General features: G+C 73.6%; 12 protein-coding genes. All 12 read right to left on the reverse strand.

Features of this window, described 5'->3' with window-relative positions; all coding sequences use genetic code 11:
* Positions 1-5: 5 nt before the first annotated feature.
* From I6J71_RS27295 to I6J71_RS27350, 12 genes are read right to left on the reverse strand one after another with little or no spacing between them, the layout of a single operon-like run.
* Entirely contained in the window at positions 6-752 is a 747-nt protein-coding gene (locus I6J71_RS27295) for an enoyl-CoA hydratase (protein ID WP_204089464.1), read from the reverse strand.
* The gene (locus I6J71_RS27300) at positions 749-2,908 is read right to left on the reverse strand and encodes an acyl-CoA dehydrogenase family protein (protein ID WP_204089465.1); all 2,160 of its coding nucleotides are present in this window, start codon (positions 2,906-2,908) and stop codon (positions 749-751) included. Before I6J71_RS27300 ends, I6J71_RS27295 begins: the two co-directional genes overlap by 4 nt.
* A complete protein-coding gene (locus I6J71_RS27305) occupies positions 2,905-3,663 on the reverse strand; it encodes a hypothetical protein (protein WP_204089466.1) in 759 nt (252 codons plus the stop codon). The genes I6J71_RS27300 and I6J71_RS27305 overlap by 4 nt, the downstream gene beginning before the upstream one ends.
* Positions 3,660-4,478: a CoA-transferase gene (locus tag I6J71_RS27310; RefSeq protein WP_204089467.1), complete on the reverse strand. Its 819-nt coding sequence runs from the start codon at positions 4,476-4,478 to the stop codon at positions 3,660-3,662. Before I6J71_RS27310 ends, I6J71_RS27305 begins: the two co-directional genes overlap by 4 nt.
* A complete protein-coding gene (locus tag I6J71_RS27315) occupies positions 4,475-5,287 on the reverse strand; it encodes an SDR family NAD(P)-dependent oxidoreductase (protein WP_204089468.1) in 813 nt (270 codons plus the stop codon). Before I6J71_RS27315 ends, I6J71_RS27310 begins: the two co-directional genes overlap by 4 nt.
* Positions 5,284-6,393, reverse strand: a complete 1,110-nt coding sequence (locus I6J71_RS27320; protein ID WP_204089469.1) for a CaiB/BaiF CoA-transferase family protein — start codon at positions 6,391-6,393, stop codon at positions 5,284-5,286. Before I6J71_RS27320 ends, I6J71_RS27315 begins: the two co-directional genes overlap by 4 nt.
* The gene (locus tag I6J71_RS27325; protein ID WP_204089470.1) at positions 6,390-7,883 is read right to left on the reverse strand and encodes a 3-hydroxyacyl-CoA dehydrogenase NAD-binding domain-containing protein; all 1,494 of its coding nucleotides are present in this window, start codon (positions 7,881-7,883) and stop codon (positions 6,390-6,392) included. The genes I6J71_RS27320 and I6J71_RS27325 overlap by 4 nt, the downstream gene beginning before the upstream one ends.
* On the reverse strand, positions 7,880-9,058 hold the full coding sequence (locus I6J71_RS27330; RefSeq protein WP_204089471.1) for a thiolase family protein: 1,179 nt from the start codon (positions 9,056-9,058) through the stop codon (positions 7,880-7,882). The genes I6J71_RS27325 and I6J71_RS27330 overlap by 4 nt, the downstream gene beginning before the upstream one ends.
* A 43-nt stretch (positions 9,059-9,101) precedes the next feature.
* On the reverse strand, positions 9,102-10,442 hold the full coding sequence (locus I6J71_RS27335) for a phenylacetate--CoA ligase family protein (RefSeq protein WP_204089472.1): 1,341 nt from the start codon (positions 10,440-10,442) through the stop codon (positions 9,102-9,104).
* Positions 10,439-11,071, reverse strand: coding sequence for a TetR/AcrR family transcriptional regulator (locus I6J71_RS27340; protein ID WP_204089473.1), 633 nt, complete (start codon positions 11,069-11,071; stop codon positions 10,439-10,441). The genes I6J71_RS27335 and I6J71_RS27340 overlap by 4 nt, the downstream gene beginning before the upstream one ends.
* Entirely contained in the window at positions 11,068-11,889 is an 822-nt protein-coding gene (locus I6J71_RS27345) for a cyclase family protein (RefSeq protein WP_204089474.1), read from the reverse strand. Before I6J71_RS27345 ends, I6J71_RS27340 begins: the two co-directional genes overlap by 4 nt.
* On the reverse strand, positions 11,886-13,070 hold the full coding sequence (locus I6J71_RS27350; RefSeq protein WP_204089475.1) for an acyl-CoA dehydrogenase family protein: 1,185 nt from the start codon (positions 13,068-13,070) through the stop codon (positions 11,886-11,888). Before I6J71_RS27350 ends, I6J71_RS27345 begins: the two co-directional genes overlap by 4 nt.
* Positions 13,071-13,074: the final 4 nt, after the last annotated feature.

The raw sequence follows: 13,074 nt of genomic DNA on the forward strand, positions 1-13,074 counted from the left end.
CGCGCTCACCGGAACCGCGCCACGGCCGCCTGCGCCGCCGGTCCGGTCGCGGACGAGGCCTGCGCCCAGGACTCGAACTCCAGCGTCGCGGCGAAGTCCCCGGTCCGGGCGAGCCCGACCGCCTTCTTGATGTCGCGCACCAGCGCTGGATCCGTGGCGGCCCAGCGGTCGGCGTAGGCCGTCGCGACGGCCAGCGGGTCGTCCGCCAGCTCCAGCGCGACCCCGGCCCGCACGGCCGCGTCGCCGTCGAGCGCTCCCCCGTCGAGCAGCAGCGCCAGCGCCCGCTGCGCGCCGAGCACGTCGACGAGGAACCACGTGCAGCCACCGCCGGGGTGCAACCCGATCCGCGCGAACGTGGCGGCGAACGACGCCCGCGGTCCGGCGATGCGGACGTCGCACGCCAGCGCGAGGTTCAGCCCCGCACCGACCGCGGCGCCCTGCACCGCGGCGACGGTCGGGATCGCCAGGTCGCGCAGGCGCAGGAAACTGTCGTAGACCGCGTGCAGATCACGGCGGAGGTCCGCGACCGCACGGCCCGTCTCCCCGAACACGGCGGGCAGGTCCGCGCCGGCGCAGAACGCCTTGCCGGCACCGGTGACGACGAGCGCGCGGGCGTCCGAGTCGGCGGCCACGGCGGCGATCGCATCGGTGAGGTCCCGGCACATCTGCGCGTCGAGGCAGTTGCGGCGGTCGGGGTCGGCGAGGGTGAGCGTCCAGCGCCCATCTTTGTTCTCGAGATCGACTTTGCTCATCGTGCGTCCTCCGCTCCGGAGAGGTCTTCGGTCACCCAGTCCCACACCGCGTCCGGGCCGAGCCGGGTGAGCCGCTCGCCCAGCAACCGCGCCCAGTGGCGTTCGCCGCCGAACTCGTCGCGCCACGACCAGAGCCGGCGGGTGGCCAGGTGCAGCGGGTGCTCGCGGGTCACGCCCATGGCGCCGTGCAGCTGGTGCGCGCCGCGGGCGACCTCGGTGGCCGCCTGTGCCGTGATCACCACGGCCGCCGCCACCCGGTCGAGGTCGCCGCTCGCCGCGACCGCCGACGCCACCGCGGTGCGCGCGAGCGTCAGCTGCGACTGCATCCGCGCGAGCGTCGCGCCGACGGCCTGGAACTTGATGAGCGGACGGCCGAACTGCTCCCGCACGGTCACGTGCGCCACGGTGTGCGCGACGGCGGTTTCCAGTGCGCCGGCCGTCGCCGCGGCGTGCAGCAGCGCACCGGTCGCGGCGAGCGACTCCGGCACCTCGCCGACCCGCTCGGCCGGGGAACGGTCGAACCGCACGGAATCACGCGGTTCGCCGGCCAGGTTGGCGCCGGGCTCGACGCCCACGCCGGGCGCGTCCGCCGCGACCACGACCAGCACCTGCGTCCCGTCCGCGTCGCGGGCCGGGACGACGAACCGTTCGGCCGCGCGCGCCCAGCGCACGCGGCTCGCGGTGCCCGACAGCTCGGTGCCGGCCAGCACCAGCTCTTCCCCGGGGCGGGGCAGCACCACGGTCGCCGGTCCCGGGGGCACGGCGTGCCCGGCCGCCCCGAGCACGAGGCCGGCCCACGCCGTTTCCAGCAACGGCAGCGCGACGGCGTGCCGGCCGGCCGCTTCGGCGAACTCGGCCAGCTCCGCCAGGCCGCCACCGGATCCGCCGAGCTCCTCGGGAATGCCGACACCGGGCCAGCCCAGCTCGGTGACCGTGGCCCACACCGCCGGCAGGCTGCCGTCGGGATCACCGCCGTGGCCGCTCAGTACGTCGTCGGCGACCGCGCGCAGCCCGGACTCGTCGGCCGGTCGGCCCGCGGCGGCCGCCGAGCGGGCGATGATCGTGCGCAGCACCTCGGTGGTGCCGCCGCGGATCGTGAACCCGGGTGCGGCGAGCACGCCCTGCGCGAGCAACCCCACTTCGCCTTCCGCGAAGGGGTCGGGTTCGACGTCGAGGACCGCGCGGGCCAGCTCGTTGACGTCGCCTTCGAAGGTGGTGCCGAGATCCTTCAGCTCCGCGGCCTGCTGCACGGGCGCGGCGCCACCGTCGATGGCGATCGCCACCCGCCACGCCAGCTGCCGCAGCGTCGCCAGCCGCGCGAGCGCCTCGCCGATGCGCACCGCCGCGTCCGGGGCCGGCGTCGTGGTGTGGGCGACGACCGCGGCCAGCAGCGGGTACGTGCTCAGCACCCGTTCCATGCCGCCGCGTTCGAAGGCGAGCTGCTCGGTGACCTGCTGCCAGCCGTTGCCCGGCTCGCCGAGCACGTGGTCGGCCGGCACGAAGACGTCGTCGAACACGACCTCGTTGAAGTGGTGGTCGCCGCGCAGGTCGAAGATCGGCCGGATGTCGACGCCCTCGGAGGTGAGGTCGACGATGAACTCGGTGAGCCCCTCGTGCTTCGAGCCGCTCGCGTCGGTGCGCGCCAGCACGTACGCGTGGGTCGCGCGGTGGGCGTGGCTGGTCCAGATCTTGCGCCCGCGCACCCGCCAGCCACCGGGCACCGGCCCGGCCACGGTGTGCACGGAAGCCAGGTCCGAGCCCGACTCCGTCTCGCTCATGCCCAGGCAGAACGACACATCACCCCGGATGATGAGCGGCAGGTAGGTCTTCTGCAGTTCGGGTGAGCCGTACCGGAGGATGGCCGGGCCGATCTGCCGGTCGCCCATCCAGTGCGCGGCGACCGGCGCGCCCGCGCGCAGCAGCTCCTCGGTGACCACGAGCCGAGCGAGGTTGGAGCGGCCTGCACCACCGAACTCGGCGGGCCAGGTCATGCCGACCCAGCCGCGGGCGGCGAGCTCCCGGCTGAATTCCGGGTCGTACCCGCGCAGCCACGCGTCGCACCGGGGCGTGAACGCGCCTTGTTCCTGGCGTTCCCGGGCAAATGCCCGCACCTGCGCCCGCAGTGCGGTCAGGTCCGTCGTCGGGTCCTCGGTCATCGCAGCACCTCCACTTCCGCGTGCGCCCGGCGCGCCACCGCGTACCCACGCTCTGCAGCCTCCGCCAGAACCCCCGCTGCCGCACGGCGGTCCTCCGGAGACACGCCGGCGCGCGGCTGCGGTGCGGAGACGTCGACGCCGAGCCCGCGCATGTGGGCCGTGAAGGCTTCGGCGCCGGGCACGTCCGCGGCCAGCTCTTCGAGCTGCGGTTCGACGCCCAGCCGGACGCTGCCCCAGCGGGTGTGCAGCCGGACGAGCGACCTCGCGCCGGGCGCGGCGGTCACCTGCTCGACGCGGTTCTGGATGCGGCGGAGATCACTGCCGCCGTGCAGCCACACGAGCTCCCGCGCGGCCGCGGCGACGTCCGGCGCGCCGCCGCCCCCGGGCAGCCGCACCGCGGGCCGGTCCCGGGCGCCGAGGAAGGAGGAGTTGACGCGGCCGAGGACGTCGACGTTGCTCGCGTCCAGCACGACGCGGTCGAACCGGCGGGCCATCCCCAGCAGCACGTCGGACGTGGTGGCGCGCCAGCCGAGCGCGTCGGCGTAGGCCGGGTAGTCGGTGGTGCTCGTCGGCACGGCCGCGCCGGCGTCCCAGCACCCGGCGCCCGCTTCGAAGACCTGCACGAACTGCTCGCCGTCGAGCGCGTGGGCGAGCCGGCCGGCGAGCACGGGCCAGTGGAAGCCCGTGAAGACCCAGCCGCCGCGGCGGAACTCGCGGGCGGCGCGAACGAGGAAGTCGACGGTCGGCGTGCTCACGAAACCACCTCCGCGGCGAGGACTTCGCCGGCCAGCCACTGCCGGAACCCTTCCGGCGTGCGCGAAAGCTCGGCGTAGCGTTCGTAGGCCGCGACATCCCGGTCGTAGCGGCCGATGGTGCCGTCGGGCGCGACTGCGCCGGGCAGGTGCACGAACGCGTCGACGAGCAGCCCGGGGATCGTCACGCCCCGCGCCCGCACCTGTTCGCCAGGCACGACGTCCTCGGCGACGAGCACCACGCGCTCGGCCGCCTGGGCAGCCAGCAGTACCTCACCCAGGGGCCCGCGGATGTGCCCGTTGCCCTGCTCGTCGACCACGTCGACGTGGACGAAGGCGACGTCGGGCCGCTCGGCGCGCACCACCGTGGTGCTCCCGAACGGACTGTCCACAGTGGCCAACAGCCCGCCGGTCCAGTCGTCGTCGCGGTAGCCGGTGCCGGGCAGGCCCGTGACCGGCAGGAACGGCACGCCGTGCGCGCCGGCGGTCAGCGCGCTGCTGAACAGGCCGAGGCTCAGCTCGTGCAGCTCGACCGTGCCGGCGTCGGATTCGGCCAGGCGGCGGAAGTTCCACGCCGGCGCCGGTCCGACGGGACTCCAGCAGTGCCCGAACGTCGCCGACCGCAGCACCCCCGCGCCGAGCAGCTGGTCGAGCAGCAGCCCACCGGAGGCGATCACCGCGTCGAGGTCGTGCAAGCCCTGGCGGATCAGCTCGTGCCCGACGCAGAACAGCTGCGCGCCGAAATTGCCGAGGTACACGCGCGTGCCGGGCCGGACGTGGGTGCGCACGGCATCGGCCAGTGAGGTCTGGTCCGTCACCGGTAGGCCTCCGGCAGCATGTGCAGGCCCGCGCCGAGGTGCGCGCCGCCGTCGATCTGCAGCAGCTGGCCGGTCATCAGCGCGCCGGCGGGGCTGGCGAGGAAGGCGACCAGCTCGGCCACGTCGGCCGTGGGTGTCGGCTGTTGCATCGGCGTGGCCTTGTGCACGAGGTTGCCGAGCACGTGCTCGCTCGCCTCGTCGTTCAGCGCGTGGGTCAGCACGGTGCCGGGGCCGACGCAGTTGATGCGGATCCCGTCGGTGGCCCATTCGAGCGCGAGCGTGCGGGTCAGGCCGAGCACACCGGCGCGGGCGGCGATCGAGTGTGCCATGCCCATGCCGCCTCGCTCCACTCCGGACAGCGAGAGGTTCACGACGCTCCCCCGTGTCCGCGCGAGGTAGGGGTGTGCGGCCTTGGTCAGGTGGAAGATGCTGGTGAGGTTGAGGTCCAGCACGGAGTTCCAGCCGTTGACCGAGATGTCGAGCGCCTTGGCGAAGAACTGGCCGCCGGCGTTGTTCACCAGCAGCCCCAGCCCACGGCTTTGGCCGACCTCGGTCAGGGCCGCGGTGGCGGTTTCGGTGTCGCGGACGTCGCACACCCGGTGGTCGTAGCCGCCGGGGCCCTCGAGCAGGTCGCCGGTCTCCTTGAGGGAGTCCTCGTGGCGGCCGAGGCCGGTGACGTGGGCGCCGAGCTGCACGAGCCGCTGCGTGACGGCCCGGCCGATCCCGCTGCCGGCGCCGGTGACGAGCGCGGACAGGCCGTCGAGCGTGCCCTTCGCGAGCACGCGGGGTTCGGTGGTGGCTGCGGTCATCGCGCTGTCTCCTCGGATTTCGCGGTGGCGCGCTCGGGACGCGCCGGGGCGGGCCGGCGGTGCGGCCGGTGCCCGGAGAACGAGACGGGGTACTGCGGCACGGCTTCGCCACCGGGTTCGCGGGCGACGACCGCCCCCGGCCGCTCCGCCACCGTCGCGGCGAGCGCAGCGACGGGGTCACGCACGGCCCCGGCCGGGATGCCGAGCTCACGCAGGCGTTCGTCGACCTCGGCGACGGTGTGGCGGCGGGTCCACGTCTCGACGGCCGCGTCGAACGTCGCGCGGTCGGCGATCCGTTGCGGTGCGGGGGCGTCCGGGGTGTCCGGGCCACCCACCAGTGGACGCAGCAGCGCCCAGTGCTTGTCGAGCCCGGCGTACACGTAGCAGTGGCCGTCGCGGCATTCGTACACATTGGACGGTGCCGTGGCGGCGTCGCGGTTGCCCTGCCCGGCGGTGAAGGTCCCCTCGTCGGCGGCCAGCAGCGACGCCGGACCGGTGAGCGAGGCCATCGCGACCTCGATCATCGGCACGTCGATCTCCAGCGCCGGCGCTCGCCGCGGGTCGAGCAAGGCCATCGCGGTCGCCATCGCGGCGTGCAGGCCGCTGAACACGTCGGTCGGGTAGCCGGCCGCGATGCTCGGCCGGCGCTGTTCATCCGCGTTCAGCACGGCGAACCCGCTCACCGCCTGGGCGATCGAATCGAAGCACGTGCGCGGGTCGCCGGCGCCGTAGGCGCTGACGACGGTGACCACCAGCCCCGGGTGCTCCGCGTGCAGCGCCGCCGCGTCCAGCTGCAGCCGTTCCCGCGTGCGGCGGCCGAAGTTGAGCACGACGGCGTCGGCGCCGGCCAGCAGCTCGTCGAGCCGCGCCCGGTCGCCGGGGTCGCGCAGGTCGAGCGCGACCGCCGTCTTGTTCGTGTTGTACGCGCGGAAGTAGCTGCTCCCGAAGCGGCTGCCGGCCAGCGCCCGCGACGGATCACCGCCCGGCGGCTCGACCTTGACGACCTCGGCGCCGTAGTCGGCGAGCACCTGCCCGCACACCGCGCCCGCGATGTACTGGCTCAGGTCCACGATCCGCCTGCCGCGCAAGGGCTGCGGAGCGCTCACCGCCGCGCTCCCGCCGCCTGCCGGCGCAGCAGCTGCGCCGGCCGGTAGCGCGGGTCGCCGGTAAGCTCGGCCATCGACCGCAACGCTTCGTACACCGCGGGGGCGCCGGCGAGTTCGAGTGTTTCGAACGGGCCGCGCGGGTGGTTCATGCCGAGCGTCAGGGCGACGTCGACGTCGCCTGCCACGGCCGTGCCCTCCTCGACCAGCCCGGCGGCTTCGTTGACCATGCAGTACGCGAGCCGGTCGACGACGAGCCCGGGCAGCGCCGGGACCTCGACCGAGGCGGCCCCGACCGCGTCCGCGACCGCGGTGACCGCGGGCGTCGGCGCCACCTTCGCCACGTCGTCGCGCACGATCTCGGCGAACAGGTCTCCGGCGGGCGCGCGGTGCAGCCGCAACCAGCCCACGCCGGCCGGCAGCACGTCGAGCCAGCGCCCGTCGGAGCTGTCCACCACGACCTCACCCGACCCGGCGAGCTTCCGCACCGCGGCGATGTCGCCCTCACCCGGCCCGCCGTGGCAGCGGTACAGCGTGATCACGCGCCCGCCGGTCGTGGCCGGCAGCTCGAACGCCGTGGCGTCCGGGCCGGCGGCGATGATCTGCACGCCGGCACCGTCCGAACCGGGTTCGCGCCGCAGCCGGGCGATCGCGGCGCGCGGCTTTTCCGTGGTGTAGTCGTAGAACCCGCGCCCGGCGGCGCGGCCGGTGAAGCCGCTGCGCACGAGCGAACGCGCGAGCGGGATCGGCCGGTAGCGCGGGTCGGCGAACTCGCGCAGCGCCGTCTCCGACGAGCCGAGGTGCGTGTGCAGGCCGGTGAAGTCCAGCAGCGTCAACGGTCCCATCGGATGACCGAGCCCGCCGGACGCGGCCGCGTCGACCGCGCCGGCCGGCACGCCCTGCGTCACGAGCAGCTGTGCTTCGTAGTACAGCGGCCGGCACACGCGGTTGACGATGAAGTTCGGCGAATCCCGGCACACCACGGCGGTCTTGCCGAGCGCCTCCGCGAGTTCGCGTGCCCGCCGCACCACCGCGGCGCTCGTGCCGCCGCCGGCGATCACCTCGACGAGCCGCATCTTGGTGGCGGGGTTGAAGAAGTGCATCCCGACGACCCGCTCCGGGTCGCCGAACGCCTTGCCCATCTCCCCCACGCTCAGCGACGACGTGTTCGACGCGACCACCAGGTCGGCCCGCCCCAGCGCGGCGACCTCGGCGAGCAGTTCCCGTTTCACGGCCAGGTTCTCCACGACCGCTTCCAGGAACACGTCCGCGTCCGGCACCGCCTCGGCGAGGGTCGCGGCCGCAATCGCCGACACCCGCTCGCCCGCCGATTCGGCTTCGGCCCGGATCTTCGCCAGCCCCGACTCGGTCAGCTCCGGCGAGACGTCGACGACGCTCACCGTCGCCCCGGCCTGGTCGAAGACCCGGCTGATGTCGCGGCCCATCGGCCCGAGGCCCGCGACGACGACCTTCACCCCGGCGAGGTCGCTCACGCCGCCACCGCCTCGATCACCGCGGCCACACCCATGCCGCCGCCGACGCACAGGCTCGCCACACCCAGCCGCGCGCCGCGGCGTTCCAGCTCGGCCAGCAGCGTGACCACGAGCCGCAGCCCGCTCTGCCCGGTCGGGTGCCCGAGCGCGATCCCGCCGCCGTTGACGTTCACGCGGTCCTCGTCGAGCTTGAGCTCCCGCACGTTCTGCACGATCTGCGCGGCGAACGCCTCGTTGATCTCGAACAGGTCGATGTCGCTCGTGGCCAGTCCGGCCGACGCGAGCGCGGCCGGGATCGCCGCCGTGGGGCCGATCCCCATCATGCTCGGGTCCACCCCGACCGCGGCGAAGGACAGGATCCGCGCCCGCGGTGTCAACCCGTGCCGTTCGACCGCCTCACCACCGGCGACGACGATGCCCGCCGCGCCGTCGGCCATCTGGCTCGAGTTGCCGGCGGTCACCGTGCCGTCCTGCTGGAACGACGCACGCAGCTTCGCCAGCCGCTCGAGGCTGGTGTCGCGCCGGTAGGTCTCGTCCGTTGCGAGCGAACCGTGCTCGCTCTCGACCGCCACGACCTGGCTGTCGAACCGGCCCTCGTCCCAGGCCGCCATCACGCGCGCGTGGCTGCGCGCCGACCACTCGTCCTGCGCGGCACGGGAGATCCCGAACTCGCGGGAGACCTTCTCCGCGGTCTGGCCCATGTTCATGCCGCAGATCGGGTCGGTGCCCCCGTCGCGCCAGCCGTCGGCGAGGGTGATGTCGCCGCGGCGCGTGCCTTCCCACCGCAGCGTGTACGGCGCGATGAACGGCATCGTGCTCATGCTCTCCACCGCGACGGCGAGCGCGACGTCGGCGCTGCCCGCGAGCACCGACTGGTGTGCCAGCTGCACCGCCTTCAGCCCCGAGGCACACGCCATGTTGACAGTCTGCGCCGGCACCCGCTGGGCCACGCCCGCGCGCAGCGCGACCTGGCGGCCCGGGTTCGGCCCGTTGCCCGCCTGGCGGCAGTTGCTCACCACGGCTTCGTCGACGGCATCGGCCGGCACCCCGGCCCGTTCCAGCGCCGCCGCGCCGGCGAGCCCGCCGAGCTCGACCGTGCGGACATCGCGCAACGCGCCGCCGTAGCGCCCGTTCGGCGTGCGGACGCCCCCCACCAGAAACGCTTCCCTGCTCATCTTCCGCCTCTCGTTGCTCGCGTGCGTCGGGAAAGTGCGTGCGTCAGCCGGCGCGCACCACCCGCTTGGTCTTGTGCGTGCTGCGCGGCAGGCTGCCCTCGGGCACCGGCTCGGCGACGCAGCGCACGGTCAGCTCGGCGCGCACCGCCGCCGCCAGCCGCGGGCCGAAGTCCGCGGCCACGCCCTGCTCGACCTCGACGCGCAGCTTGATCCCGGTCAGGTAGCCGGTTGCGGGGTCGGTGACGTCCTCGTCGAGCACGATCAGGTACTCCCCCGTCGTGCCCGCCGTCCGGCGCACCACCTGCTCGACTGCGCTCGGGAACAGGTTCACGCCCCGCACCACGAGCATGTCGTCGGCGCGGCCGACCACCCCGCCGGCGAGCCGTGAGTGGGTGCGCCCGCACCCGCAACGCTCGCTGTCGCGCACCACGATGTCGCCGGTCCACCACCGCACCAGCGGGGTGGCCTGCTTGTCCAGGTGCGTCAGCACGAGCGCGCCGGGCGTGCCGTCGGGCACCGGCTCGTGCGTCTGCGGGTCGACGATCTCGGCGAAGGCGAAGTCCTCGACCAGGTGCCCGCCGGCCTGTTCCTCGCACTCCCACGCGATGGGCTGGAACTCGAGGCTGCCGTAGCCGTCGAAGCACTTGGCGCCCCACCGGCGTTCGATGTGCGCGCGGGTCGCGGGCACGCCGGCGCCGGGTTCTCCGCCGACCTGGATGCGGCGCACGGCCGACCCGGTCAGCGGCGTGCCCTTGGCCTCCGCCGCCTCGGCGAGGTGCAGGATGAACGACGGCGTGCCGCTGATCGCCGTGGTGCCGTAGCGGAACATCGTCTCGATCTGGCGTTCGGTCTCGCTCGACCCGCCGGGCAGCACGGTGGCGCCCAGCCGCTCGTAGCCGAGCGTCGCGCCGAGCCCGCCGACGAACCACGCGTACCCGAACAGGCACTGGTACACGTCGGTGTCGCGCACGCCCTGCGCGTACCCGGTGCGGGCGTAGAGATCGGCCCACCGCGCCAGATCCGCCGCCGACCACAACACCGGCGCCGGGCGGCCGGTGGTGCCGGACGAGAAGTGCACGCGGCGCACGTCGCGCGGGTCGGCGGTCACGTTGGTACCCCACGGCGCGGCCGCGTCCAGGTCGGCGACGTAGTCCGCCTTCGTGACCACCGGCAGGCGCCGCAGGTCCTCGAGGGTGCGCACGTCACCGGGCTCGAACCCCAGCTCCCGCCATCGCGCCCGGTAGAAGTCGCTGTGGGCGCCCACGTACTCGAGCTGCTTGCGCAGCGCGGCCAGCTGCAGTTCGCGGAGCTGTTCGAGGGGCGCGGTTTCGACCTCGCTCCAGTAGCGGTCGGAGTACGGGCGGACGGTGGTCGGAGAGGTCATGTTCTGCTCCTGCGCAAGCCGTTGACGATGAAGTCGGCGTACTCGTTGGCCACCCGCTGCACGGTCGCGTAGTCCCCGCGCTCGGGGTCGTACCAGAGGCTGATCCAGTTGAGGGCACCCAGCGCCGGCTTCGTGGCCAGCCGGGGATCGACGTCGCGGAACAGGCCTTCGCGCTTGCCCTCGTCGATCACGTCGGCGAACATCTGCTCGTATTCGTCCCGCAGGGCGATCACCTTCCGGTACGCCTCGCGGTGGGCCTGGTTCTCCTGCAGGCGGTGCATCTCCACCGCCTGCACGGCGACCCGCTGGAACGAGTTGCGGGTCATCATCAGCCCGGCGTGGTGGTGCACCATGCGCCACAGCCGGTCGGCACTCGAGATGTCCGCGGTGGCCGCGATGGGCGCGACGCCGGCGATCATCTCCTCCATACCGGTCTGGACGACGTCGAGGAAGATGTCCGCTTTGGTGCGGTAGTAGTGGTAGACGCGGCCCTTGGTCGCGCCCAGCAGCTCGGCGATGCCGTCGATCGTGGTCGCCTCGTACCCGGTCCGGGTGAAGGCGAGCGCCGCGGCCTCGAGGATCTCCCGGGGCCCCGGCCCGGTCCCGGAGCGGGACGTCCTGCCGGTCATGCGGCGGCCCCGGCGGGCACGAAGGCGAGCGGCCGGATCGGCGATCCGGTGCCACCGCGGATGGACAGGGGCGAGGCGGTGAAGAAGAAGTCCCAGACTTCGTCTTCGGCGAGTGTCGAGAGGTTCATGGCCTCCATGATCGGCACTCCGCGTTCGACGAGCAGATGGCAGTGCACCTCAAGCGTCGGATTCGGCATCCGTTCGTAAGCGACGGTGTCGCAGCCACTGGCGACGACGCCGTGCTCGGTGAGCCACTGCGCGCCCGAGAGCACCACGCCCGGCGCACCGGTGTTCGTGCCGAGGAAGGCCGCGTTGTCCTCCCACAGCCCGTCCCAGCCGGTGCGCACGAGCACGACCGAACCGGGCCGGGGCACGGGCTTGTCGGCGAACCACCGCTCGAACAGGTCCGCGTCCACGCCGTCTTCGGGCGTGAGCGGACGGCCCAGCGCGCGGGTGGCGTCCACCAGGTGCCCGCGGCCGGCCATCGGCGCCAGCTCGTGCACGGACACCTCGAGCATGCCCTCGGGGTAGGTCTGGTTCGCCACGATGTCGACGCCGCCGTAGACCTTGCCGAGCTTCGAGACGTGCGCCAGCCCGTCGACGTGGGTGCCGACGTGCCCCCCGGTGGTGATCATCTCCGCGGCCGCGGACACGTCGTCGGGGTACATCACCTCGCCGTGGCGTTTGGTCAGCGAGAAGCTGTACGGCGGGTGGTTCGGGTGGTGCGGCACGCCGGTGTAGAGCTGCTGCGCGAGGTCGTAGACCTTGAACCGCCCCGCGGGCGGGAAGTCGACCTGCTGCTCCCAGGAGGCGCTCACTTCGCGGCCCCGGCGTTCACCGACTCGGCCTTGAGCGCCTCGGCCTTGATGGCCCGGCCCAGCACCAGCCGCTGGATCTCCGACGTGCCCTCGTAGATCTCCAGGATCCGCTGGTCGCGGTAGAGCCGTTCGGCCGGGCACGGCTTGCAGTACCCGGCCCCGCCGTAGACCTGCACGGCGGTGTCGACCGCGCGGTGCGCGGCTTCGCTCGCGTCGAGCTTGGCCATCGCGCCGAGGATCGAGACGTCGCCGCCCTCCTGGTACGTGCAGGCGGCCCGGTGGGTGATCATCCGGGCCGCGGTGAGCCGGGTGGCGACGTCGGCGAGCGGGAACGAGATGCCCTGGTTGTCGATGATCGGCGTGCCGAAGGTCTCCCGCCGCGCGGCTTCGCGCGAGGCGACGTCGTACCCGGCGAGGCCGACGCCGATCGACTGCGCGGCCACGGTGATGCGGCCGGCGTTGAGCGTGAGCATCGCGAGTTTCATCCCGCGGTTGAGCTCACCCAGCATCGCATCCGCACCGACGACCGTGTCGAGCTTGAGGTTGCTGGTGTTGGTGCCGCGGATGCCCATCTTGTCCTCGAGGCGGTCGATGACCACCCCGTCGGCGTCCTTGTCCACCATGAACGCCGTCATGCCGCGCGTGCCGGCCTCGGGGTCGGTCAGGGCGAACACCACGTAGTGCTGCGACGCGCCGCCGTTGCCGATGAAGATCTTCTCACCGCGGATCCGCCAGCCGTCCCCCTCGCGGACGGCGGTGGTCTTGATCCGCGCGGCGTCGCTGCCCGCACCCTCCTCGGTGAGCGCGAAGCTCACGGCCTGGCCCTTCGCCAGCGCGCCGAGGTAGCGGCTGCGCTGCTGCTCGGTGCCGGCCAGCACGACGGGGGTGCCGCCGAGGGCGTACGCGGTCAGGATGGCGCCGGTCGACGCGCAAGCCCGTGAAACCTCTTCGATCACGGCGCAGACCACGTCGAAGCTCGCGCCCTGGCCGCCGTACTCGGTGCCGATGAACAGGCCGGCGAGGCCGGACTCGACCAGGACCTCCACGCTCTCCCACGGGTAGCGCTGCTCGCGGTCGAGCTCCTCCGCCAGCGGCGCGAAGCTCTCGGCGGACAGCTTGCGGGCGAGTTCCCGCCACCGCTGGCCTTCCGGGCTCAGCGGCGGCTCCCAGATCACGGACACGGTC

It is taken from the genome of Amycolatopsis sp. FDAARGOS 1241 (assembly GCF_016889705.1).
Taxonomy (GTDB): domain Bacteria; phylum Actinomycetota; class Actinomycetes; order Mycobacteriales; family Pseudonocardiaceae; genus Amycolatopsis.